Source organism: Halosimplex yunnanense (genome assembly GCF_054504345.1).
This window is the reverse complement of the sequence record NZ_JBTJEL010000029.1, coordinates 14,296-37,098: the sequence shown is the minus strand read 5'-3', so window position 1 is coordinate 37,098 and position 22,803 is coordinate 14,296. Positions and strand designations below refer to the sequence as shown.

Sequence of the window (22,803 nt, the reverse complement as noted above, 5' to 3'; positions counted from 1 at the left end):
GATGGGACTGAGAGACGACTTAGAGCGCTACCGGGAGGTCGGCGAGAACCGCCGGCAGGACCTCTCGGAGTTCATCCAGTACGGCGACCTGGGGCAGAGCCGCCCCGACTCCGTCCGCGTGCCCATCAAGATCGTCGACCTCCCCGAGTTCGCCTACGACCAGCGCGACCAGGGCGGGGTCGGGCAGGGCGACGCCGAAGAGGGCGACCCCGTCGACGCCGAACCGCAACCCGGCGACGGCGACGACGGCGAGGACGGCGACCCCGGCGAGGAGGGCGGCGAGCACGAGTACTACGAGATGGACCCCGAGGAGTTCGCCCAGGAACTCGACGAGCGGCTCGGCCTCGACCTGGACCCCAAGGGCAAGAAGGTCATCGAGGAGACCGAGGGCGACTTCACGGACATCACCCGCTCGGGCCCCACCTCGACGCTTGACTTCGAGCGGCTGTTCAAGCAGGGACTCAAGCGCAAGCTCGCGATGGACTTCGACCGCGACTACGTCCGCGAGGCCCTGAAGATCGACGGCTGGGGGCCGGCGAAGGTCTTCGAGTGGGCCCGCGGCGAGAACATGCCGGTCTCGCGGGCGTGGATCGACGACGCCTACGACGAGATCCCCGCTGGCGAGAAGACGACGTGGGGCAGCCTCGACGAGATGCAGGAAAACACCGAGCGGGTCGACACCGCCCAGCGCATCCGTCGGGAGGGCATCGACGAGGTGCCCTTCCGCCGCGAGGACGAGCGCTACCGCTACCCCGAGATCATCGAGGAGCGCGAGAAGAACGTCGTCGTCGTCAACATCCGCGACGTGTCGGGGTCGATGCGCCAGAAGAAGCGCGAACTCGTCGAGCGGACGTTCACGCCGCTGGACTGGTACCTCCAGGGCAAGTACGACAACGCCGAGTTCGTCTACATCGCCCACGACGCCGACGCGTGGGAAGTCGAGCGCGACGAGTTCTTCGGCATCCGCAGCGGCGGCGGGACGCGCATCTCCAGCGCCTACGAACTGGCCGCGGAACTGCTGGAAGAGTACCCCTGGAGCGAGTGGAACCGCTACGTCTTCGCGGCGGGCGACTCCGAGAACTCCTCCAACGACACCGAGGAGCACGTCGTCCCGCTGATGCGGCAGATCCCGGCGAATCTCCACGCCTACGTGGAGACGCAACCGAGCGGCAACGCCATCAACGCGACCCACGCCGAGGAGGTCGAGCGGAACTTCCGCGACGCCGACGACGTGGCGGTCGCCTACGTCTCCAGTCCGGAGGACGTGGTCGACGCCATCTACGAGATCCTCAGCACGGAGGACGACCAATGATCCGACCGACCACGGAGGACCACGCATGAGCAGACCGATGGACGACCGCATCGAGGCCCAGCGCATCGCCGCCGACCTGGAGGAGCCCGTCGACGAGGCGGGCAACCTCGCCCGCAAGTTCGGACTCGATCCGTACGAGGTGAACTACTGGATCGTCGACTACGACGAGATGAACGAGCTCATCGCCTACGGCGGGTTCCAGCAGCGTTACCCCCACTGGCGGTGGGGCATGCAGTACGACCGCCAGCAGAAACAGGGGCAGTTCCTCGGCGGCAAGGCCTTCGAGATCGTCAACAACGACGACCCGAGCCACGCCTTCCTCCAGGAGTCGAACACCCTGTCGGACCAGAAGGCGGTCATCACCCACGTCGAGGCGCACGCCGACTTCTTCGCGAACAACGAGTGGTTCGGCATGTTCGCGGAGAACCCCAACGCCGCGGCCATGCTCGCGCGACACGCCGACGCCATCGAGTCGTTCATGACCGATCCCGAGATCGACCGCAGCGAGGTCGAGAAGTGGATCGACCACGTCCTCACGCTGGAGGACAACATCGACCAGCACGCCCCCTACGAGCCGATCGACACCCGGATCGACCTGATCGACGAGCGCGACACCGCCGACGTCGCCGAGCAACTCGAAGAGCTCGACCTCTCCGACGAGGTGAAAGGGCAGGTGTTCACCGAGGAGTGGCTGGAGGCCCAGAGCGACGACGAGGAGGGAGCGACCTTCCCCGCCGAGCCCGATAAAGACGTGCTCGGCTTTCTCCGCAAACACGGGATGCAGTACGACGACGACGCCGCCAGAGCCGACGAGATGACCGACTGGCAGAAGGAGATCCTCGAGATCCTCCGCCGGGAAGCGTACTACTTCGCCCCCCAGAAGATGACGAAGGTGATGAACGAGGGCTGGGCCGCCTACTGGGAGTCGGCGATGATGACCGGCGAGACGTTTGCCGGCGACGACGAGTTCGTCCTCTACGCCGACCACATGGCGAAGGTGCTCGGCTCCTCCGGGCTCAACCCCTACAAGCTCGGCCTGGAGATCTGGCAGTACGTCGAGAACTCGACCAACCGCCGGGAGGTCGTCGAGCGACTGCTCCGCGTCGAGGGCGTGACGTGGCGCAACTTCCACGACACCGTCGACTTCGAGCAGGTGCTCGATTTGATCGAACCCGACCCCGAAGTCGCGTCGGTAGTCACCCACCTCGACAGCCTTGACCCCGACGACCCGCGGATCGACGCCGAGGCGCTCGAACGCGCCAGGTCCGGCGAGATTGACGTGGAGGCCTACCCGTGGAAAGTGCTGACCTACGAGGGGCTCGCCGAGCGCCACTACTCGCTGACCAAGCCCCAGAACCGCGGGTTCGTCTCGCGGGTCAGCCAGGAGGAACTGGAGCGGACCTCGCGGTACATGTTCGACGACTCGCGGTACGCCTCGGTCGAGGAGGCGCTCGCCGAGATCGACTACGCCCGCGGCTGGGACCGGATGCGCGAGATCCGCGAGAGCCACAACGACGTCACCTTCCTCGACGAGTTCCTCACCCAGGAGTTCGTCGACGAGAACGAGTACTTCACCTACGAGTACACCCAGTCCACCGGCGACTACCGCGTCACCTCGACCGACTACCGCGACGTGAAGAAGAAGTTGATGTTGCAGTTCACCAACTTCGGCAAGCCCACCGTCGTCGTCGAGGACGGCAACTACAACAACCGCAACGAACTGCTGCTGTCCCACCAGTACAACGGCGTCATGATCGACATCGGTCAGGCCAAGGACGTCCTCAGGCGGGTGTTCGAACTGTGGGGCCGACCTGTGAACCTGAAGACCATCGTCAAGGAGTTCGACGAGCACGACGTCGAAGTGGCGAAACGGCGCGACCGTGAACCCGAACCCGAGGAAGTCGGGCGGCTCGTCCGCTACGACGGCGACGAGGTGACCGTCGAGGAACTCCCGTGGGACGCCGTCGACCACCTCGCCGCCGACGACATCGACTACGACACCAAGCCCGACGAGTGGCTGGCCTGAGGGCGATAATCCTTTTTCACCGATATTATAGCCCGATAACCATTTTTCTACGATACTACCAGGTGTAGCGAATCTAGCAGTTTCAGAGCCAGAGAAAGCCGCTAGGCTTTTATTGGGAAACACTCAGAAGATACGTACCGACTACAAGCAGTGTCAGGGGTGGGTCGGACACGCGGATTCGTGTCCGTTCTCCTGACGGGTGTAATCATGACCGACGACAGCAAGATCGAACTCAATCGACGGCGAGTACTGGGTGGTATAGTTACTGTGGGCGCGGCTGCGGCTGCCGCGGGTGCGGGGACGTTCGCAGCCTTCAGTGACACGGAATCGAGCGACGGAAATACGATCACAGCCGGGGAGCTAGACCTGACTGTCGGGCAAGGAAACGACTTCAGCTACAGCGCTGGTAATCTTGCACCCGGCGATACATTTTCCGTATCCGTCGAGATCTCGAAGTCCGGGATCGACGCCGAGGAGATCGTCATCTCCACGTCTACGGACGCGGGAGGTAGTTCGTCCAATCTAGCGGACCAGTTGATCGTGGATTCGATCGATTGGGACGTTGGGAGCGTCAAATCAGGCGGATCTCCAAGTGACGTGACTGCGATGTCCCAGACAGACATCGTGCTCGATGCGACGCCACTCAACGATGGATCGACCGGAACGCTGACCCTCAACGGAACGTTTAACGAAGGCGCCGGAAACGATTACCAGGGTGCCTCGGTCGATATCAGCCATACGTTCACGCTCTACCAGAACACGGACCAGTCGTAACTGCGAGTGTTACTGGCGGAGACTACCCGTCCGAACTGATTCGGATCGCTCGATGGGACCGCGATAGCGGCGGAAAACAGACGCACCAGCTCGACGAGAACGAATGCAATCTCCGACCACAGATGACATCGACATCCGTCGCATCTTCCATGCCGGTGGCCTTCTCGCTATCGTCCTGATTGTCAGTCTGTTCATCGCAGTGGCCTTTCCACAGATTGTGGGCGCCAGCGAGAGTTACGTCGTCACTTCCGACAGCATGTCACCTGCGATCGGAGCCGGATCCGTGGTGTTCGTCGAGCAGGTCCCTTCCGATCAACTGGCCAAAAACGACGTCATCACCTACCGGACGTCCGGCGATAGAGCCGATCAGGTACGGGTAACCCATCGAATTGTCGAAATACGAGGTGAGGATACCGACAGGGAATTTAAAACGAGAGGGGACGCGAACGCACAGCCGGACCGCGACTGGGTTCCTGCGGACAACGTCATCGGTGTAGTCGTCTTTAGCCTCCCCCTGATCGGGTACGCGGTGAGTTTCGCGAATTCAGATGTGGGGTTGATCGTGCTGGTGATCGGGCCTGCATCGCTCCTCGCTATCTCTGAATTATGGGATCTCTATCAGGCGACAGCAACTGGCAGTGACAAAGAGGACGGGAGGAACGCATGAATCGGTCGATCAGCGCTCAGGTCGCCGCGCTCACGCTCCTCGTATTCGTGGTTCTATCGATGGGACTCGGCTCGTCGGTGACATACGGATACCTGTCAGATACGGAGACAGCCGACGGGTCGGTCAGTGCGGCCAGTTCGTTCGGCAGCGGATCCCCTCCAGAAGGGGCCGCCGGCTGGAACGACGCCAATGGAAACGGACGGTACGACGAGGGTGAGACCACCTACTCCGCGGGCGAACTGGAGAATTTCGACGACGAGTCGGCGAACCTCGTGATCCCCGAAGAAACCGGAGCGATCGACGCCGGCAACCGGGACGTCAGTATTACCGCGGGAAGCATCACGTCGAACGTTGATATCGCTTCGAAGACGAGAGACGTGAGCTTAACCGCCACGGACGGTGGAATCGATCTCGGGGGCAAAGGCGTCTCGATATCGGGTGGGAGTGGCACCGTCGATATTTCTGCAACGGGCGATATCGATCTCTCCTCGTCGTCGATAACGACGAACACGGGAGCGGTGAGTATTTCGACGGACGGCGAGCTGAACCTGGACGATTCGACCATCACCGTCGACGGCGGCAACGGTGGGATCGAACTCGACGCCGAACGTATCTCGGCCCGAAACAGCGAGATGGAGACGAACACCGGTGGGATCTCGCTCTCAGCGACCCGAAACAGCGGCGGGGAATTAGACGCCACCGGTGGGTCACTCGCCGTCAGCGGCGGTGGGAATGGCGGTATCACGCTGGAGTCCGTCGGAGATATGTACCTCGACGGGGCGACTCTCACCTCGACCAACGGTCAGGCGACGGCAGATCTCAACGTCGATAGCCCCGAGACGACGATCCACGTAGAGAACATCTCCGTGAACGACAGAGACGGAACACTCACGTATGCTCCGTCTACCGTCACCGAAGATCCCGATAATGGCGCCGTGAGTAGCTGAGGCTCCCTCCTAATTCTGCAATCTCCTCTCGAGCGACGTTCCTTTCGGTGTCGGGAACCAGTCTCTAGCGGCCGCTTCACGTACCGGCACCCAAACTATCGAGTATCGATCGCCGCGAGTATCAATTCTGATTTCTGGGTGGGAGAGTATAACCCCATCCAGCGACGTGTCAGTAGTAATGGCAACAGCGGCGCCGGACTGGTACACCTTCGATCGCAGTTCCTTCGATAAGGTGTCGTTCTCGCGGGTCTGGCTCCTCGCACTCACGACGTACGGCGTCGGCGACGTCGTGACGACGATCGCGCTCGTCTACTTCAGTCCGCTGCACACGGAGGCGAATCCGCTCATCCGACAGGCGATCATGGCCTTCGGCGGCGGCGGGTTCCTCGGGCTCAAGCTGCTGGTCTTCTACGGCTGTATCGGCGTCAGCCTCTGGGCTGGCGTTGCAGATGATGACGGGCTCATGTTCTACGCGCCCCCGCTCGTCCTCGCGGCGGTCGGTCTCTACGTCACGGTTCACAACCTCGGTATCCTGTTCGCCTGACTCACGCCGCCGTCCCGTTGATCGGACGAAGGCCGAACGCGATGTCGAACCGTAGCCCGTCGGACTGGATCTCGTTGCCGGCCTCAGCGGGCACTCGCCACTCCAGTACGACAGTGGCCGCTTCGCCGGGCTGAATCGTCCCGTACGTCCGATTCGACGCTTCGACGTCTGCCAGCGGCACGAACCGGTCACGACCGACTACTCGGACCGTCCGTCCATCGGAGAACTGCATCGAGAGCCGTACACGGACCGCCTCGGACAGCTCGCCCTCGTCGGGGGAGTCGTCGACCGCTGCTTCAGCACTCGTGATGCCGTTCTCCTCGTCGGCGTGGGAGAAGTTCGCGATCCCGAGTCGACCGGCGGCGCTCCCCTCGTTGCGGAGCACGAGTCGCGAGGTGCCGCCCTCGCCCGGGACGACGCCGGAAGCACGGAGCAACGTCGCGTCCGCGGGAGTCGTGAGCGCTACGTCCTCGACAGGAGCGGGTGGGGCAGTCGGGGTCGATTCGGGCGTCTGGACGCCGGGTGAGACGCCCGGTGTATCGTCGAGGACGAACGTCCCGATACCTCCGCCGACGAGTGCGAGCAACAGCAATACCACCAGCCACAGCACTCGCCGGCGTCGTCTCTGTTCTCCGTCGTCTGGGGGTTGCCCGTCTGGACCTGGCGACGAAGCTTCCCCAGGGTCGGTTCCGGCTGGGTCCCTCTGGCCGGAATCCGGCGAATCATCGGTGTCGCCCATCCTCACCCCCCGCGTTTCGAGACGATAGCGGTTCGGACGGGAAGTGACGGCCGCTCGCCCGATCGAAATCCGAAGCGTCGCTGCCCGGACCGGCCCACCCGACGGCTCGTTCGGTGTCGTACACGAATCTCACACCTCGCCCGTCCGCCCGCGCCCGACCGGGAGCCGCCCGTCGGCGACGGAACCCACCCGCCAGACGGCCGCCGCGGCTCCCGGAGTTACGAATACTGGTGGGGAGATTACCGGTTAAAACTGTCGTATCACTCGAACCGGTCGATAGCGTACGCGGAGACGTCGGCGTCCGTCTCGCCGTCGAGGGTCAGGTCCGCGAGCACCTCGCCGAGCGCGGGAGCGAACTTGTACCCGCGCCCGGAGAGCCCGGCGGCGACCGTCACTCGGCCGTCCGGGAGCGTGTCGACGACGAACTGCCCGTCGGGCGAGTTCGTGACCAGTCCAGTGTCGAGGCGGAGCGTTGACCCGGCCGCACCGGGCACGTAGGTGTCCGCGAACGCCCGGAGCGGGCGCTCGTCGGCCTGCGTCGGGCCGGCGAGGTTGTCCGGGTCGGTCGGGCGGAAGTCCGCCCGGCCGAACTTCATACCGGGCAGGGCCATGCCGGGGACGCCGTAGTAGTTCTCGCCGTCGACGGTCGCGACGAACGGGGGCAGGTCCCCGTCGTCTGCGGTCTCACCGGATGGACTAGCGGGAGCGAACCACGCCGTCGCGTGACGGCACGGTTCGAGGACGCCGTCGAGGGTGTCGACCGTCTCTGCGGCCCAGGACCCGGCGGTGACGACGAGCTGGTCGGCCAGATACGAGTCCCGGTCCGTGTCGACGCGGACGCCGTCGCCGGTCCGCGACCAGTCGACGACGCGCTCGCGGGCCTGTACCGTCGCGCCCTCGGAGAGTGCGGCAGCGACGTGGGCAACCACGCCGCGCTCGGACGCGACGACCGCGCCGTCCGGCTGGTAGAGCGCCTCGGCATCCTCCGGGAAGTCGTAGGCAGGGAAGCGGTCGGCCAGTTCGGCGCTGTCCAGCGAGTCGAACGACAGGTCGTGGCGCTCGCAGGCGCGACGGGCGCTGGCCACCGGCTCCTCGCCCCCGACCGCGACCGCCAGCGACCCGGTCTCCGCGAGCAGTTCGGTCTCCGTCTCCCGTTCGAGATCACGCCAGCCCTCGTGCGCGCGGTCGGCCAGCGCCATCGCGGCCGGGTCGGCGTCGAGCAGTCGCTGGAGCAGTCTCGTCCGGCCGTGTGACGAACCGCGGGCGTGGGGAACGTCGAACCGTTCGAGTCCCAGCACGTCGGCGCCCCGGCGCGCGAGATGGTACGTCGCGGCGCTCCCGACCCCTCCGACCCCCAGGACGATCGCGTCGTATCGCCCGCCGCTCGGTGTCATACCGGTGAGTGGGCGGGCATCAGGCAAATCGGTTACGTCATCGGCCGGCGCTCGCGACCACGCCACCGCTCGCCGATCAGTCGGCTTCCGCTCGCGGCGCCTCCTCGTAGATCCGCTCGATGGCGTCGTCGTGGACGTTGCGGATGTTCCGCCGTTTCTTCTTCATCGAGGGCGTCAGCAGGTCGTTCTCGGCGGTCCACTCGCGGGGAACCAGTTCGAACCGCTTGATCCGTTCGATGCGTTCGAGGTCGGCGTTGACCTCCTCGATCGCCTCGCCGACCCACTCGCGGGCGCGATCGTCGCGGCAGAGCGCCTCGTCGTCCTCCGGCAGGTCGACCCCTTCGCGGTCGGCCCAGCGGCGCAGCGCCTCGAAGTTCGGGACCACGACGGCGCCGATGAACTTGCGCTCGTCGCCGACCACCATCACCTGGTCGACGCGGTCGCTGGTAGCGAAGCGCTCCTCGATCGGTTCCGGCGCGACGTTCTTTCCCGTCGAGAGGACGATCAGCTGCTTCAGGCGGTCCTTGTAGCGCAGGTATCCGTCGGGCGTGATCTCGACGATGTCCCCCGTCTGGAAGTAGCCGTCCTCGGTGAACGCCGTCTCGGTCTCGGCCGACTCGCTCCAGTAACCGTCGGTGACGTTCGGCCCCGTGACCTCCAGTTCGCCGACCTTCCCGTCGGCTTCGGGGAACTGGTCGGGGCCGACCACGGACTCGTCGAGGCGGGCGTCGATGTCCACGACCGGCGGCCCCATCGTCCCCGGCTGAATCGCCTCCGGCGGGTTGGTCGAGATGACGGGCGAGGTCTCGGTGAGGCCGTACCCCTCGACGATCGGGATGTCCATGCCGAGGAACAGCCGTGCGAGGTCCTCGCTGAGGCTGCCGCCGCCGCTGACGAGGAAGTCGATCTCGCCGCCGAGGCGCTCGCGGACCGTCGAGTAGACGAGCCGGTCCGCGACGGTGTGCTTGATCCGGAGCCCGATTCCGGGGTCGTCTGTGCGGGCGTAGTCACGCGCGACGTCGATCGCCCACTCGAAGATCCGCTGTTTCGCGTCCGACTCGCTCGCCTGCTCGCGCATGTTGTCGAAGATACGCTCGTAGACGCGGGGGACGCTCGCCCCCGTGGTCGGCTGGAGCAGTTCGAGGTCCTCGGGGAGCGTGTCCGGGCTCTCGGCGTAGCCGACCGTCGCGCCCGAGGCGAACATCAGGAAATGCCCCGCGAGGCGTTCGAAAACGTGGGCCAGCGGGAGGAAGGAGATGGTCCGGGAGTGCTCGTCGAGGACAGGGGTGTCGCCCTTGTCCGGGCGCGGCCCCATCCGCTTGCGGCACTGGTTCACGTTCGCCCGGAAGTTGCGGTGAGTGAGTCGGACGCCCTTGGGCTGGCCGGTCGTCCCGGAGGTGTAGATGATGCTCGCGAGGTCGTCGGGGTCGCGCTCGTCGATCCAGCCTTCGTAGGTCTCCTGGTCGAAGTTCGCGTCGCCGCGGTCGTACAGCTCGGCCATGGTCAGCGCGTCGTCGCGGGCCGCGACCGGGCCGTCGGTAGCGGCATCGTCCATCACGACCGAGAAGGACAGGTCGATGTCGTCTTCGACCTCGTGAACCCGTTCGAGGAGGGATTCGCTGCCGGCGACGACGCCCATCGCGTTCGGGTCGTCGAGCAGGTAGCGGACCTGTCTGGGCGAGGAGTCGGTGTACACCGTCGTCACGACGCCCCCGGCGGCCAGCACCGCGAAGTCCGCGAGCGCCCACTCCATCCGCGTCTCCGCGAAGATAGCCACGCGGTCGCCCGATTCGATGCCGAGCTCGCGGAAGCCGGTCGCGAGCCGCCGGACGATCTTCCGCATCTCCGCGTACGTGAGCGACGCGTACTCGCCCGGGGGAGCCCTGGGAACGACGTCGGGCGCGAGCGAGCGGTCGTAGACGTTGCCTTTGTAGCGCTGGGCCGCTGCCCCGGCGTACCGGTCGACCGCGTCCTCGTACATGGCCGCGAGCGTGTCCATCCCGACGACGTCGTCGGTGTAGGACTGCTCTGCGGCCCACCACTGGCCCGAGGGCTCAGGAGAAGCCATGGCACGCCGTAAGTCTCGCTGCATGATATATGTTATCGAACATGCGATGGATCAGCGCTCGTTGAACGGGTACAAACGGAGTGTGGGTTTCCGATCGAATCCTCGGTCTGGCAGTGCGGTCGTAATCCCGCCGGCCGGGAGTGTGACTTCCCCTACATGTCGAGTCCCCGCCGCGGGGAGTCAGGACTCACCCCGACCCGGCTCAGCCAGCCCACGAATGCGGCCGCGAGGCGACTGGCGGGCGCCCGATCGGAGTTGGACACGGCCGGCCGACCGGGGTCCTTTTCCCGACGGCGGGGCGAATCCGGAGTATGACCGAACACGACGGCTGGTTCGCGGGGATCGAGCCCGGCGACGCGGACGCGGCGGTCGAGCGGATCCGCACCGGGTCGGCCGCACAACCGGCGGAGTGGTCGGCACTCGCCGTCGAATCGGGGTTCGCCGACGACGCCGACGACTACTACGAGCGCCTCCACGACGCGACGATGGAGGCCGCTCGAGAGGGCGTCCACGAACGTGAGCGCGCGGACGACAAGCAGCTCATCCACGCGGTCCGCGCCATGGACGACTGCGAGCGGACCGCGAACGAACTCGCCGAGCGCGTCGCCGAGTGGGCCGGCACCCGGTTCGACGATGCGGGCACGGGCGTCGAGTACGCCCGCGAACTCGCCGCGGAGTTCGAAGATCGCGAGGCGGGCGACCCCGGAGCGGCCCGACTCGTCGCGCTCGCCGAGCGGACCGCCGCGCTGGCCGACGAGGCCGACGAGTTGCGATCCTACGTCGAGGAGGCGACGCCGAGCGTCGCACCGAACCTCGCGGCGATGGCCGGGCCGGTACTCACGGCGCGGTTGATCTCGCTGGCCGGTGGCCTCGACAGCCTCGCGAAGAAGCCGTCGAGTACCGTCCAGGTCCTCGGCGCGGAGGACGCCCTGTTCGCCCACCTCCGCGGGTCGGCGAGTTCGCCGAAACACGGCGTCATCTTCACCCACGAGTACGTCCGCGGAACGCACCCGGACGAGCGGGGATCCGCCGCCCGCGCGCTCGCCGGGAAGCTCACGATCGCCGCGCGGATCGACCACTACAGCGGCGAACGCAAGCCCGAACTCGACGCCGAACTCGACGAGCGCATCGCGACTATCCGCGCGCGGACCGAACCCGACGGCAGCGACGACGGTAACGGGGGTGACGACTCGTGAGCGACCTCCCCGACGGCGTCGAACGACGGGGGTTCGACGGGGTCGAACGGCTTGCGACGCAGGGTGAGCCGGTCTACGGCGAACCGACCGACGGCGGCTGGCGCGCGTGGAATCCGGACCGATCGAAGCTCGGCGCCATGCTCGAACTCGGGATGGAGACCGGGCTGGTCGGCGGCGAGACGGTCCTCTACCTCGGCGCCGCGGCCGGCACGACCGCGAGCCACGTCGCCGACTTCGCCGGCCCGACCTACGGCGTGGAGTTCGCGGCCCGACCCGTCCGTGACCTGCTCGACGCCGCCGAGCCGCGGGGCAACCTCTTCCCCCTGCTGAAAGACGCCCGGAAGCCGGAGACGTACGCACACGTGGTCGAGCCCGTCGACGTGATCGTGCAGGACGTCGCCACGCGCGGGCAGGCGGCGGTCGCGACCGCCAACGCCGAGTTCCTCAGCCAGGACGGTCGGCTCCTGATCGCGATCAAGGCCCGGAGCGAAGACGTGACCCGGGACCCCGAAGACGTGTTCTCAGACGTGCTCGACGAACTGGAATCGGCCTACGAGGTGCTGGAGACCGAGCGGCTCACGCCGCACCACGACGACCACCTCGGCGTCGTCGCGACGCCGCGCTAGCCGTTTTCGCGTTCTATCGCAGCGGGCGCGACGGCCGATCGGTGTTCCGGAGGTGTTATCCGTCGACGGACGTGAGAGACTGGTAGACGGCACGGTCAGCAGCACCTTTCGGCTCGCGTGGTTTCCACGTGGGTTATCGCTGACTGGCCTAAACCGTCTCTCTAATACTCCTGAGCGGCCGCCGTGTCCTCGAAGAGAGACGGATTCGAGCCTCGAACGGACGCGTTGGCGATAGAAACGGGGATTTTCGGAGGTCGATCCGACGAGCGCGTGGTTCAGTACCTGTTCCGGCCGACGAGGAAGTACAGGACGATTCCCAGCAGGGGCGCCAGGAAGACGACCAGCGCCCAGAGGAACGCGGGCTGGTCGCTGTTGGTCTGTGCGTCCTGGTAGACCCAGAATATCATCCCGATCGTGACGATCAGGATCAGGAACGCGAACAGGATGAGAAACGCCGCTGCGCCGCCTTGCTGTAACGCGACTGTGGAGGGCATCACAGCCGAGAATTCTGTCAGTCTGGCATATGCTTTGTGTTCGTTCACAGACGTGAGGAAAGCCTCCACGGGAATTTCCGGGCTCACAGTCGCTGGAGCCCGCCGTCGCGGTGCATTCCGGAGAAGGGAAATTTTTAGCGCGCGCGGCCCGACGTACGGGTCGATGGACGAGCGGGGTTCGCGCGACGCCTTCGGCCGGATGGGTACGATCGGCATCGAGGAGGAGTACTACGTCGTCGACGAGGACGGCCGTCCCACCTCGGGCACGGACGAACTCGTCTACGAGTCCGACCCGCCCGAGTTACTGGAGGGGCGGCTCGACCACGAGCTGTTCAAATGCGTCATCGAGTCCCAGACGCCGGTCATCGAGAGCCTCGGCGAGGCCCGGGAGTCGCTGCTGTCGGTCAGGGAGGCGCTCGTCGACCACGCGACGGCCCACGGGTTCGACATCGCCGCGGCCGGGCTCCACCCGCTGGCGAAGTGGCGCGAGCTCGAACACGCGGAGAAGCCGCGATACAAGTCCCAGCTCGACCGCATCCAGTACCCCCAGCACCGGAATACGACGGCGGGGCTGCACGTCCACGTCGGCGTCGACGACGCGGACAAGGCCGTCTGGATCGCCAACGAGATCCGCTGGCACCTGCCGGTGATGCTCGCGCTGTCGGCCAACTCGCCGTACTGGAACGGCTTCGACACCGGACTCCAGTCCGCGCGTGCGAAGATATTCGAGGGGCTACCCAACACCGGGATGCCCACCGCCTACGAGGACTACGAGGCGTTCGACGACTTCGAGCGCCGGATGCTGGAAACTGACAGCATCGACGACCGCGGCGAACTGTGGTTCGACGTGCGCCCTCACTCCGGCCACGGGACCGTCGAAGTACGTACCCCGGACGGGCAGGCCGACCCCGACCGCGTGCTCGCGTTCGTCGAGTACACCCACGCGCTCGTCGAAGACCTCGCCGCCCGCTACGAGGACGGCGAGTCGGGGAGCGACTTCCGCCGCGAGCTGTACGACGAGAACAAGTGGCGCGCGATGCGCCACGGTCACGACGCTGCGCTGCTCAACCGGGAGTTCGAGTCGACGATCGACCTCGGAGAGATCGTCGACCGCGAGGCCAGCCGCCTCGGGATCGACGGCATCGCCGACCTCTACGACGCCGAGAGCGGCGCCCGGCGCCAGCGGCGACTCCGCGACGAGGAAGGCGTCGACGCGCTCTGCGACGCGCTCCGGCTCCAGTACGAGTGAAAACACACCGGGGCGAGTGAGGGGCCACCGCGGAAGCGTTCGAGTACAGCGATTCGGGGTCGGGCCCCCTCGTGCTCCCGTGATTCCCGGCGAGCGGAAACGTCGGCAAGATTTTTACCCGACAGGAGCTTTCGTCCTCATAGAAGCGACGTATGTCTACAGACGATCCATCGGACGACGGTGAGGGGACCGACCAGCCCGACGCGGATATATCGGACGGTGAAGGCGGGAACGTACGCGAACGGCTCGAACAGGAGGCCGACAAGGCGGTGACGCAGTTCGACGAGGGGATCGTCGACATGCTCTCGTGGGTGCTCGAGACCGAGACGCGGGCGCGGATCTACGTCTTCCTGCGGCAGAACCCCGACAGCACCAGCGACGAGATCGCCGACGGGACCGGACTCTATCCCTCCACAGTACGGGAAGCGCTCGCCGAGCTGCACGACGAGGGGAAGGTCATGCGACAGAAGCGCGAGAACGACGGCGCCGGCAACAACCCCTACGAGTACAGCGCGATGGCGCCGAGCGAACTCGTCGGGAACGTCGTCGACGACGTTCAGGAGGAGCTCAACACCGTCTTCAACCTCGATACGATCCTCGGGAGCGACGGTGACGAGCCGACGCTCGACTCCGAACCGGTCACGATCACGGTCGACGACCAGACCGACGGCACGGGGGATGCGGACGAGACGACCGACGCGGACGGGAGGGCGGAAGCCGACGCGGACAGCACGAACGGGGAGACGGGCGCTATCGATATCGACGTGGACGAGGCGGGGGACGACGCGGACACGGACGGGGACAGTCCGGACGGCGACGAAGATCCGGACGACTACTGACCGTATCAACGGGCGGGCTGTTGTTCTCCGTTGGCGGTCGTACCGACGGCATTCGGGGGAAGCCGAAGGCACTTTACCGGAGACCCCCCAACCGAGAGTGCATGAAGGTCGCGCTGGGCGGGACGTTCGATCCGGTCCACGACGGACACCGCGCGCTGTTCGAGCGCGCGTTCGAGCTGGGCGACGTGACCGTCGGGCTGACGAGCGACGATCTCGCGCCGAAGACGCGCCACGACGACCGCTACGTCCGCCCGTACGACCAGCGTGAGCGGGACCTCGACGACGAACTCGCCGCCCTCGCCGAGGAGTTCGACCGCGAGTACGAGATCCGGAAGATCGACGACCCGACCGGCTTCGCTCCCGAACCGCAGTTCGACGTTCTCGTCGTCTCTCCGGAGACGAAGACCGGCGGCAAGCGCATCAACGAGATCCGCCGCGACGACGGCGTCGACCCCCTCGACATCGAGGTCGTCGACCACGTCTACGCCGAAGACGACGAGATCATCTCCTCGACGCGGATCGTTCGCGGCGAAATCGACGAATACGGTAACTTGACGCCCGAGCGCGACGGTCGCGACGCGCCCACCGAGGCCGACGTCGACACCGCCACCGCGGCGTCGGCGTCCGGTCCGACTGACGCCGGGTCGTCCGACGCCGAATCCGACGACGCCTGAGGTTTCGCTGCCGTTTCTGCTGGCGTTGCGAACCTACCAGCCCGGCGCGTCCAGCCCTTCGCCTTCGAGAATGTCCTTCCAGCGCTGCTGTATCGTGAGTCTCGACACCTCGGCGGCGTCGGCGATGGCCTTCTGGCTCCGGCGGTCGCCCTCGACCAGCCCAGCGACGTAGAGGCTGGCCGCCATCACCGCCCGCTTCGAGCGGTCGGTCTCGGGGACGTTCGAGAGAAAGAGGTCGGCCGCACGCGAGCGGACCGCGTGGTCGAGGTCGAGTCGCTCGGCGATCGCCTCGATCTCGTCGAGCCACTCGGCGTTCTCGACCTGGTCGCGGGCGCTGTACATCGATCCTCCGTAGCCGTTCCGCGTACTTAAATCCACGACGGGGTGGCGACCGCCAACGGGTCGAACCCGCAACGGCCTTGAGCGCACCGGCCGAAACTCGGGTCGTGACACAGTGGGTCGAGAACCCGACGGGGGGGCGCGACCGGGGGCCGAGTGCACTCGCTCGCGCGTGGGCGGAGGTGCTCGTGCGGCCACGCCGGGTCTTCCGGTCGGGCGTCGCGCCGGGCGATCAGGCGCCGGGGCTGGTGTTCGCGGGGACGGTCGTGCTCGTCGAGGAACTGACGCGGGTGCTCACCGGTGCGGCGTCGTACCCGGTCTTCGACGGACGGCCGCTGGTATCGACCGCGCTGGTGCTCGCGCTCGCGGTGGTCTTCGTGGCGCCGGCGGCGCTGCACCTGACGGCGGCGCTCCAGACGCTGATCCTGGTTCCGACCGCACCGGACCGCGCGGGCGTCAGCGAGACGGTGCAAGTGATCGCCTACGCGACGGCGCCCTGCGTCTTCGCGGGCCTCCCCTACCCGGGCGTGCGCGTGGCCGCCACCGCCTACGGGAGCGTCCTGCTCGCCGTCGGAATAAGCGACGTCCACAACGTCTCGCTCCCGAGGGCCTGCGCGCTCGCGGCGATCCCCGCCGCGCTCGTCTTCGGGTACGGTTTCCGGGGATTCGCGGCGCTCTCTGAGTTAACCGGGTTGGCCTGGGCGAACGTGCTCGCGTTCCTCTTTTGAATCGCCGTCGGCGCTGTCCGGTGCGGTCGGGCGGACCATGGCAGTTTAAGCGCGCGCCGGCTGGATCGGAGGTATGCTCAGCCTCGATCTGGACGATTTCATGTTCGAGTTGAAGGACGGTGCGATCAAGCACGTCGGTCCTTCGAACAAGGACGCGACGGCGAAACTCTACGACGTCGAGGGCGTCGACGTCCGGGAGTTCGGTGACAAACGGGTCAAACTCGCCTTCGAGGACGAGGACGGTAACGAGGTCGAGGTGGCGCTGTTCCCGGAGCAAGCCCGGGAAGTCGCGCGCGGTATCGAAGTGCTCGAAGACGATAGCGCGGTTTTCGAGTGAGTGCGGGGGCGAATAGCACGGATCCGGAGATATCGGTCGGTTCACGGTATCGAGGCGCCCGTCCGGGGCCCGAATCGATAGCGAGCGCGTTTCGACAACCGTTTTAGGGTCGGGCCGTTTCTTCCTGCCAATGGGTTCGTGTATCATCTGCGGAAAGTCTGTCGACGGTCGCATCTGCGACCTTCACGAGGAAGACGTCGTCTTCGAGTTCCGGGGCAACCAGCCCGACCAGCTGACGGTCGATCGCTACTACCGCGGGACGGTCGACGGCTACGCCGAGTTCGGCGTGTTCGTCGACATCGGCGACAGCGTCACCGGACTGCTCCACCGAAGCGAGCTCGACCGACGACTGGAGAGTCTCGAGTGGGAGCCCGGCGACACCGTCTTCGTGCAGGTCCAGCAGGTGCGTGACAACGGGAACATCGACCTCGGCTGGTCCATCCGCCAGTCCGAAGCGGAGTTCCGCGGCACGCTCGTCGACGACCCCGAGAACGGCGCACCGTATCTCAAAGAGGACGAATCGGGAAATGAAGACGCGGCAGCCGGCGACGATTCGGCTGCCGACGCGTCCGAGGACGAACAGTCCGGCGACGAGACCGACGCCGAGGTAACCAGCGACGCCGGGTCTGCGAGCCGCGACGAGAGCGGCACCGAGACCGCAGGTCACGAGGAGAGCGACGCGGACGCGAGCGCCGACCAGTCCGCCGAGCGGACGGCGACGGCGTCCACGGAGTCCACGGCCTCGACCGCCGGGACCGACGCCGGATCCGGCGGCGACAGCGACGGTGGGGCGACCGCCGCGAGCAGCGGTTCCAGCGCCGGCGCGACCGCCGAGGAGCCGACGCACGTCGCCATCGAGACGCTGTCGGACCGCGTCGGCGAGACGGTCCGCCTCGAAGGCGTCGTCGAGAGCGCGCGCCAGACCAGCGGCCCGACGGTCTTCGAAGTCCGCGACGAGACGGACAGCGTCGAGTGCGCCGCGTTCAAGGAAGCGGGCGTCCGCGCCTACCCCGAGATCGGCGGCGACGACGTAGTCCGACTGGACGGGGAGGTCCGTGAACGACGCGGCGAACTGCAGGTCGAGACCGAGGCGCTCGTCAAACTGGAAGGCGACGAGCGCCAGACCGTCGAGGACCGACTGGACAGCGCGCTGCGTTCGCAGGCCGAGCCCGAGACGGTCGACCCCATCGCCGACGACGAGGTCGTCGCCGGGCTGACCGCCGACGTCCGCGAGGTCGCGACGGCCGTCCGGAAAGCGGTCCTCGAAGAGCGGCCGGTCGTGGTTCGCCACAGCGCGACCGCGGACGGCTACGTCGCCGGTGTTGCACTGGAGCGGGCGACGCTCCCGCTCGTGCGCGAGCAGCACGACCAGCACGACGCGGTCTATCACTACTTCGACCGCCGACCGCTGGAGGGCGGCGTCTACGACATGGACGACGCGACGAAGGACGTGACGCGGATGCTCGAAGCGCGCGAGCGCCACGACGAGAAGCTCCCGCTGTTCGTCTTCGTCGCCGCCGGCGCCACCCGCGAGTCGCTCGACGGTTTCGAGTTGCTCGACCTGTACGGCGCGAACCGCGCGCTCGTCGACGACATCCAGGCCGACCCCGAGGTCGCCGAGACCGTCGGCGCGCTCGTCACGCCCGAGGCCAGCGACGTCGCCGACACCACCTCGACGACGCTGGCCGCCAACGTCGCCGCGCACGTCAACGACGACGTCCGCGACGACCTGCGACACCTCCCGGCCGTGAGCTTCTGGGAGGACACGCCCGAGGCCTACGCCGAAGCCGCGAACGACGCGGGCTACGACGCCGACGCGGTCCGCGAGGTCCGCGAGGCGGTCGCGCTGGAGGCGTTCTACCAGTCCTACGAGGACAAGCGCGAGCTGATCACCGACCTGCTGTTCGGCGAGGGCGAGGGCCCCGGCGGCCTCGCGGGCCACGTCAGCACGCAGTTCCGCGAGAAGCTCGACGCAGAGATCGAGACCGCGGAGGCCAACCTCGACACCGAGACCGTCGACGGGACGGACGTCGCGGTGCTCGACACGGACGCGTTCACGCACCGCTACGAGTTCCCGCCGACGGAACTGCTGCTCGACGAACTCCACCGCCGCCACCGCGACGACGCGGCCGCGGTCGTCGGCGTCTCCGACGACGAACTCCACATCCGCAGCGACTACCCCATCGACGTGCGCGACGTCGCCGACCGCGCCCGCGAGTGGGTACCCAACGCCGGGCTGACCGCGACCTCGGCCCGCGACGGCAAACTGGAGTACATCGCCGGCGAGCGCTCGGCTGTCCTCGACACGGTCATCGACGTCGTCGCCGACGAAGTCGCCTGAACGGCCGTCCGTCGTTTCTTCCGCCGTCTGACACAAGACACTTGTAGCGATAGTAATACCTCCACATATGCGACGCAGAACGGTCCTCGCCGCCCTCCCTACCGCGGCACTCGCCCTCTCGGGTTGCTCGGACGCCGTCGGGACCACCGATACGGCCGAGCCGAGAGACTCGTCCTCGGAGCTGACGCCGAAGCCGGCCCGGAAAGCCATCCAGCAGTCGTTCGAGTTCGACCACACGGAGTCGGAGTCGACGGGTGGGTCGGCGGTCGGGTCGAAAGCGGCGGCGACCGACGCCGACGCGAGTCTCCCGTGGTACGTCCTCGTCTGGAACGACGCCGACGAGGCGCGGTCTATCACGGTGAGCGTGTTCGGCGCGTCGCTGGGTCAGGCACTCGCGAAGACCGTCGAGTTGCCACCGAACGCCCATCACAGCGTCCGCCTGTTCGAAGCGGACACGTACACGGTCCAGATTCAGGCCGCCGACCGCGCCCGCCACGAGTTTCGGATCCCCGCCGACAGGTTCGACTGTAACAGTCACACCACGCAGGTCCGCGTCGCACCGACCGGGGACGTGCAGTACGTCGAAAGCAGCACGATGGTCGCCTGTTCGGTGACCGTAGAGTGACCGCGGCGGGCGGTCTCGCGGTCACCGCCGAACGGAGTCGCGAAACGACCGGCACGTGGACTTTTCCACTCGCTGGACGTCCCGTCGATATGGCAGACGAACCCGATAGCGACCGACACGGCGATCCCCTTGTCACAGCGTCGGACCTCGACTGAGACGAGTACGACCACGGCGACAGACAGTTCCGCCGCAAGCAACTGGGTGTCGCGGCCGGCGGCGAGGAACTGGGGACCAGTCTCTACGAACTCGAACCCGGCAAGCGGACGTGGCCCCGGCACTACCACGCCGGCAACGAGGAAGCCATCTACGTCCTCGGCGGCGAGTTGACGCTGTGGCTCGGCAGCGACGAAGCGGCCGATGCCGGAGCGGGCAGTACCGGGGAGACCGAACACGCGCTCGAACCCGGCGACTACGTCGCGCTCCCGAGCGGGCCTGACCACGCCCACGAGGTCGAAGCGCGGGGCGACGAGACCGCGCGTTTCCTCGTGATCTCGACGATGAACGAGCCGGACCTGTCGGTGCTGGTCGAGCGCGACGCGGCGATGCTGTTCGCGGGCGGCGCGCCGGGGAACTACGACGACCGGTACATCTCGAAGACGGTCGATCTGGACGCCGAAGTCGACTACTGGGACGAGTAACGGTCAGTCGTCCGCAGCCGGCTCCGCCTTCGGATCGAAGACGCCGCGACGAAGCCCTTCGCGAACAGGGTCGTGTTCGGCGTCGGTCGGCGGCGGCGCAGTCACGAGCAGTGCCTCCAGCCGGCCGTCCTCGTCGGCTCTGATCCCGCGGTCCACGTCGGCGGGGACGACTACCACGTCGCCGGGTACCACCTCGTGGTCCGTGTCGCCCTCGCGGACGACGCCGGTCCCCTCGCGGACGTGGATGGCAACGTCGCTCCCAGGCGCGTGGACGGGGATGAACTGTCCCGGCTCGAAGTACCCGCAGACCACCTTCATGTGGTCGCTCTTGAAGATCCCCTGCGCCGAGAACTGGTCGTCGTCGTACTCCCGCTCGGCGTCGAAGTCCGTCGCTGGCATACCTGAACTGACGACCGGCGACCGAATGCGAGTGGTCCCGAACGTGTTCGTCTGCGGGCAGCGACCGGTATCGGGCTGAACGCTCCTACACGGTAGCGACACGCTTATTCGCGGCAGGCGACGAAAACACACAACGCGATGAGCACCGAGACGCCGGACGCGACAGAGGCCGAGCCCGACGAGCCCGAGGCCTTCCTTGAGGCCTGTCGGGAGCTGGTCGACCGCATCCTCGCCGGCGAGATCGAGAAAGACGACGTGGAGACGGCCAAAAAGGAGGTCTGCGGGAAGTACTCCTCGCCGAAGGTCCCGCGCAACTCCGATCTGATCGACTTCGGCCCCGAGGAGCGCCGCGAGGAACTCGAAGAGGTCCTCCAGCGCAAGCCCGTCCGGACCGCTTCGGGCGTCTCACCGGTGGCGATCATGACCTCGCCCGAGCGCTGTCCGCACGGGAAGTGCCTCTACTGTCCCGGCGGCCCGGACTCGGAGTTCTCCTCCTCGCAGTCGTACACCGGCCACGAGCCGGCGGCGGCCCGCGGCGTGCAGAACGACTACGACCCGTACGGACAGGTGCGCCTGCGGCTCGAACAGCTCCGGCAGATCGGTCACCCCGTCGACAAGGTCGAACTCATCCTGATGGGCGGGACGATGACCGCCCGGAGCCACGACTACCAGGAGTGGTTCGTCAAGCGCGCCTTAGAGGCGATGAACGAGTACGACCCCGAGGGGACGCCCGAGCCCGCAGAGGACGAGAGCTTCGCGCAGGACCCCGAGGCGTACGACTTCAGCTACGTCGAGGACGTGATCGCCGAGAACGAGACGGCCGACGTGCGCAACGTCGCCACCACGTTCGAGACCAAGCCCGACTGGTGTGACCCCGAGCAGATCGACCGGATGCTCGACCTCGGCGCGACGAAGGTCGAAGTGGGCGTCCAGACCACCTTCGAGCGAATCAATCGGGAGATGCACCGCGGCCACGGCACGCAGGACGCCATCGACGCCAACCGCCGGCTGCGTGACTCGGGATTCAAGGTCGGCTTCCACATGATGCCCGGCCAGCCCGGGATGTCCAAGGAGATGTGCCTCGAAGACTTCCGGCGCATCTTCGAGAACACCGACTGGCGGCCTGACTTCCTGAAGATTTACCCGACGCTCGTCGTCGAAGGGACCGTCACCTACGACTGGTGGCGCAACGAGGAGTTCGAGCCGCTCGACAACGACGAGGCCGCCGAACTCGTCGCGGAGATCAAGTCGATGATCCCCGAGTACACGCGCCTCCAGCGCGTCCAGCGGGACATCCCCGCGGACTTCATCGAGGGCGGCGTCTGGAAGTCCAATCTCCGCCAGCTGGCCCGAAAGCGCATGGACGAGCACGGCTGGACCTGCGACTGCATCCGCTGTCGCGAGGTCGGCCACCACGACGAGACGCCCGAGGAGATCACCCTCGACACGCAGGTGTACGAGGTCGCCGGCGGCACGGAACACTTCATCAGCTTCGAGGACCGCGAGAAGGACGTCCTCGTCGGCTTCTGCCGACTGCGGTTCCCGAACGATCCGGTCCGCCGCGAACTGGACGGCGCCGCCGTCGTCCGAGAACTCCACGTCTACGGGAGCGAGGTCGGCGTCGGGAAGTCGGCCGACGACGACGGCCACCAGCACCGCGGCTACGGCAAGCGACTCCTCCACGAGGCCGAGCGGCTGGCCGCCGACGCGGGCTACGGCAAGCTTGCCGTCCTCTCGGGTATCGGCGTCCGGCAGTACTACCGCGAGAAGCTCGGCTATCGGCAGGACGGCCCGTACGTGAGCAAGCGGTTGTAATCGGAACGTGCCGGACCGGCTCGCCGCTCTCA

At 66.8% G+C, this 22,803-nt stretch carries 22 protein-coding genes and 1 pseudogene; 17 read left to right on the top strand and 6 right to left on the bottom strand.

The window, feature by feature from the left end; all coding sequences use genetic code 11:
• The first annotated feature begins 1 nt into the window (after position 1).
• The 6 genes from AB2U09_RS03670 to AB2U09_RS03645 all read left to right on the top strand — a co-directional run bounded on the left by AB2U09_RS03670 (position 2) and on the right by AB2U09_RS03645 (position 6,270).
• Positions 2–1,312 carry a YeaH/YhbH family protein gene (locus tag AB2U09_RS03670; RefSeq protein ID WP_459191334.1) on the top strand — a complete coding sequence of 437 codons (1,311 nt, stop codon included), beginning with the start codon at positions 2–4 and terminating at the stop codon, positions 1,310–1,312.
• A 37-nt stretch (positions 1,313–1,349) separates the two neighbouring features.
• Complete coding sequence (locus AB2U09_RS03665; protein ID WP_459191488.1) at positions 1,350–3,338, top strand: SpoVR family protein; 1,989 nt, start codon at positions 1,350–1,352, stop codon at positions 3,336–3,338.
• A 207-nt stretch (positions 3,339–3,545) separates the two neighbouring features.
• Positions 3,546–4,112 carry a TasA family protein gene (locus AB2U09_RS03660; protein WP_459191333.1) on the top strand — a complete coding sequence of 189 codons (567 nt, stop codon included), beginning with the start codon at positions 3,546–3,548 and terminating at the stop codon, positions 4,110–4,112.
• A gap of 103 nt (positions 4,113–4,215) precedes the next feature.
• A complete protein-coding gene (locus AB2U09_RS03655; protein WP_459191332.1) occupies positions 4,216–4,779 on the top strand; it encodes a signal peptidase I in 564 nt (187 codons plus the stop codon).
• Positions 4,776–5,726, top strand: a complete 951-nt coding sequence (locus tag AB2U09_RS03650) for a SipW-dependent-type signal peptide-containing protein (RefSeq protein ID WP_459191331.1) — start codon at positions 4,776–4,778, stop codon at positions 5,724–5,726. Before AB2U09_RS03655 ends, AB2U09_RS03650 begins: the two co-directional genes overlap by 4 nt.
• Positions 5,727–5,904: 178 nt before the next feature.
• On the top strand, positions 5,905–6,270 hold the full coding sequence (locus tag AB2U09_RS03645; RefSeq protein WP_459191330.1) for a DUF5658 family protein: 366 nt from the start codon (positions 5,905–5,907) through the stop codon (positions 6,268–6,270).
• 1 nt (position 6,271) lies between these two features.
• Here AB2U09_RS03645 and AB2U09_RS03640 read toward each other — a convergent pair whose 3' ends face one another.
• The 3 genes from AB2U09_RS03640 to AB2U09_RS03630 form a co-directional block, all read right to left on the bottom strand.
• Positions 6,272–6,868, bottom strand: a complete 597-nt coding sequence (locus AB2U09_RS03640) for a hypothetical protein (RefSeq protein ID WP_459191329.1) — start codon at positions 6,866–6,868, stop codon at positions 6,272–6,274.
• 401 nt (positions 6,869–7,269) lie between these two features.
• Positions 7,270–8,403, bottom strand: coding sequence for an N-methyl-L-tryptophan oxidase (solA, locus tag AB2U09_RS03635; RefSeq protein WP_459191328.1), 1,134 nt, complete (start codon positions 8,401–8,403; stop codon positions 7,270–7,272).
• Between the two features lie 76 nt (positions 8,404–8,479).
• Positions 8,480–10,471: an AMP-dependent synthetase/ligase gene (locus AB2U09_RS03630; RefSeq protein WP_459191327.1), complete on the bottom strand. Its 1,992-nt coding sequence runs from the start codon at positions 10,469–10,471 to the stop codon at positions 8,480–8,482.
• 311 nt (positions 10,472–10,782) lie between these two features.
• On the opposite strand from AB2U09_RS03630, the gene AB2U09_RS03625 reads away from it, so the two are divergent.
• Together AB2U09_RS03625 and AB2U09_RS03620 are read left to right on the top strand one after the other, a co-directional pair.
• Entirely contained in the window at positions 10,783–11,667 is an 885-nt protein-coding gene (locus tag AB2U09_RS03625; protein WP_459191326.1) for an NOP5/NOP56 family protein, read from the top strand.
• Positions 11,664–12,293 (top strand): fibrillarin-like rRNA/tRNA 2'-O-methyltransferase, encoded by a 630-nt coding sequence (locus tag AB2U09_RS03620; RefSeq protein ID WP_459191325.1) that lies wholly within the window; start codon positions 11,664–11,666, stop codon positions 12,291–12,293. Before AB2U09_RS03625 ends, AB2U09_RS03620 begins: the two co-directional genes overlap by 4 nt.
• 275 nt (positions 12,294–12,568) lie before the next feature.
• Here the strand turns inward: AB2U09_RS03620 and AB2U09_RS03615 are convergent, their stop codons facing one another.
• Positions 12,569–12,787, bottom strand: coding sequence for a PLDc N-terminal domain-containing protein (locus AB2U09_RS03615; protein WP_459191324.1), 219 nt, complete (start codon positions 12,785–12,787; stop codon positions 12,569–12,571).
• 163 nt (positions 12,788–12,950) lie between these two features.
• On the opposite strand from AB2U09_RS03615, the gene AB2U09_RS03610 reads away from it, so the two are divergent.
• The 3 genes and pseudogenes from AB2U09_RS03610 to AB2U09_RS03600 form a co-directional block, all read left to right on the top strand.
• Positions 12,951–14,036, top strand: a complete 1,086-nt coding sequence (locus AB2U09_RS03610; protein WP_459191323.1) for a glutamate--cysteine ligase — start codon at positions 12,951–12,953, stop codon at positions 14,034–14,036.
• A gap of 152 nt (positions 14,037–14,188) precedes the next feature.
• Positions 14,189–14,875 (top strand): winged helix-turn-helix transcriptional regulator, encoded by a 687-nt coding sequence (locus AB2U09_RS03605; protein WP_459191322.1) that lies wholly within the window; start codon positions 14,189–14,191, stop codon positions 14,873–14,875.
• Positions 14,876–14,976: 101 nt separating this feature from the next.
• Positions 14,977–15,456 (top strand): annotated as a pseudogene (locus AB2U09_RS03600) (phosphopantetheine adenylyltransferase); the annotation flags it as partial.
• A 126-nt stretch (positions 15,457–15,582) separates the two neighbouring features.
• On the opposite strand, the gene AB2U09_RS03595 reads toward AB2U09_RS03600, so the two are convergent.
• On the bottom strand, positions 15,583–15,891 hold the full coding sequence (locus tag AB2U09_RS03595; RefSeq protein WP_459191321.1) for a transcription initiation factor IIB family protein: 309 nt from the start codon (positions 15,889–15,891) through the stop codon (positions 15,583–15,585).
• 104 nt (positions 15,892–15,995) lie between these two features.
• Here AB2U09_RS03595 and AB2U09_RS03590 point away from each other — a divergent pair, with 104 nt between their 5' ends.
• From AB2U09_RS03590 to AB2U09_RS03570, 5 genes are all read left to right on the top strand, one after another.
• Positions 15,996–16,616 (top strand): YIP1 family protein, encoded by a 621-nt coding sequence (locus AB2U09_RS03590; protein ID WP_459191320.1) that lies wholly within the window; start codon positions 15,996–15,998, stop codon positions 16,614–16,616.
• A gap of 73 nt (positions 16,617–16,689) precedes the next feature.
• Positions 16,690–16,953, top strand: coding sequence for a hypothetical protein (locus tag AB2U09_RS03585; protein ID WP_459191319.1), 264 nt, complete (start codon positions 16,690–16,692; stop codon positions 16,951–16,953).
• Positions 16,954–17,083: 130 nt separating this feature from the next.
• Entirely contained in the window at positions 17,084–19,294 is a 2,211-nt protein-coding gene (locus AB2U09_RS03580; RefSeq protein ID WP_459191318.1) for a DHH family phosphoesterase, read from the top strand.
• A gap of 67 nt (positions 19,295–19,361) precedes the next feature.
• Entirely contained in the window at positions 19,362–19,919 is a 558-nt protein-coding gene (locus tag AB2U09_RS03575) for a hypothetical protein (RefSeq protein WP_459191317.1), read from the top strand.
• Between the two features lie 197 nt (positions 19,920–20,116).
• Positions 20,117–20,557 carry a cupin domain-containing protein gene (locus tag AB2U09_RS03570; protein ID WP_459191487.1) on the top strand — a complete coding sequence of 147 codons (441 nt, stop codon included), beginning with the start codon at positions 20,117–20,119 and terminating at the stop codon, positions 20,555–20,557.
• Between the two features lie 3 nt (positions 20,558–20,560).
• Here the strand turns inward: AB2U09_RS03570 and AB2U09_RS03565 are convergent, their stop codons facing one another.
• Positions 20,561–20,956 (bottom strand): cupin domain-containing protein, encoded by a 396-nt coding sequence (locus AB2U09_RS03565; RefSeq protein ID WP_459191316.1) that lies wholly within the window; start codon positions 20,954–20,956, stop codon positions 20,561–20,563.
• Positions 20,957–21,094: 138 nt separating this feature from the next.
• Between AB2U09_RS03565 and AB2U09_RS03560 the strand changes: the two genes are divergently transcribed.
• Positions 21,095–22,771 (top strand): tRNA uridine(34) 5-carboxymethylaminomethyl modification radical SAM/GNAT enzyme Elp3, encoded by a 1,677-nt coding sequence (locus AB2U09_RS03560; RefSeq protein ID WP_459191315.1) that lies wholly within the window; start codon positions 21,095–21,097, stop codon positions 22,769–22,771.
• Positions 22,772–22,803 lie beyond the last annotated feature (32 nt).

What these genes read in the sequence shown, in the direction of transcription:
- AB2U09_RS03670 (WP_459191334.1), top strand. Translation starts at nt 2, where the DNA reads ATGGGACTGAGAGACGACTTAGAGCGCTACCGGGAGGTCGGCGAGAAC.
- AB2U09_RS03665 (WP_459191488.1), top strand. Translation starts at nt 1,350, where the DNA reads ATGGACGACCGCATCGAGGCCCAGCGCATCGCCGCCGACCTGGAGGAG.
- AB2U09_RS03660 (WP_459191333.1), top strand. Translation starts at nt 3,546, where the DNA reads ATGACCGACGACAGCAAGATCGAACTCAATCGACGGCGAGTACTGGGT.
- AB2U09_RS03655 (WP_459191332.1), top strand. Translation starts at nt 4,216, where the DNA reads ATGCAATCTCCGACCACAGATGACATCGACATCCGTCGCATCTTCCAT.
- AB2U09_RS03650 (WP_459191331.1), top strand. Translation starts at nt 4,776, where the DNA reads ATGAATCGGTCGATCAGCGCTCAGGTCGCCGCGCTCACGCTCCTCGTA.
- AB2U09_RS03645 (WP_459191330.1), top strand. Translation starts at nt 5,905, where the DNA reads ATGGCAACAGCGGCGCCGGACTGGTACACCTTCGATCGCAGTTCCTTC.
- solA (WP_459191328.1), bottom strand. Translation starts at nt 8,403, where the DNA reads ATGACACCGAGCGGCGGGCGATACGACGCGATCGTCCTGGGGGTCGGA.
- AB2U09_RS03630 (WP_459191327.1), bottom strand. Translation starts at nt 10,471, where the DNA reads ATGGCTTCTCCTGAGCCCTCGGGCCAGTGGTGGGCCGCAGAGCAGTCC.
- AB2U09_RS03625 (WP_459191326.1), top strand. Translation starts at nt 10,783, where the DNA reads ATGACCGAACACGACGGCTGGTTCGCGGGGATCGAGCCCGGCGACGCG.
- AB2U09_RS03615 (WP_459191324.1), bottom strand. Translation starts at nt 12,787, where the DNA reads ATGCCCTCCACAGTCGCGTTACAGCAAGGCGGCGCAGCGGCGTTTCTC.
- AB2U09_RS03610 (WP_459191323.1), top strand. Translation starts at nt 12,951, where the DNA reads ATGGACGAGCGGGGTTCGCGCGACGCCTTCGGCCGGATGGGTACGATC.
- AB2U09_RS03605 (WP_459191322.1), top strand. Translation starts at nt 14,189, where the DNA reads ATGTCTACAGACGATCCATCGGACGACGGTGAGGGGACCGACCAGCCC.
- AB2U09_RS03595 (WP_459191321.1), bottom strand. Translation starts at nt 15,891, where the DNA reads ATGTACAGCGCCCGCGACCAGGTCGAGAACGCCGAGTGGCTCGACGAG.
- AB2U09_RS03585 (WP_459191319.1), top strand. Translation starts at nt 16,690, where the DNA reads ATGCTCAGCCTCGATCTGGACGATTTCATGTTCGAGTTGAAGGACGGT.
- AB2U09_RS03580 (WP_459191318.1), top strand. Translation starts at nt 17,084, where the DNA reads ATGGGTTCGTGTATCATCTGCGGAAAGTCTGTCGACGGTCGCATCTGC.
- AB2U09_RS03575 (WP_459191317.1), top strand. Translation starts at nt 19,362, where the DNA reads ATGCGACGCAGAACGGTCCTCGCCGCCCTCCCTACCGCGGCACTCGCC.
- AB2U09_RS03565 (WP_459191316.1), bottom strand. Translation starts at nt 20,956, where the DNA reads ATGCCAGCGACGGACTTCGACGCCGAGCGGGAGTACGACGACGACCAG.
- AB2U09_RS03560 (WP_459191315.1), top strand. Translation starts at nt 21,095, where the DNA reads ATGAGCACCGAGACGCCGGACGCGACAGAGGCCGAGCCCGACGAGCCC.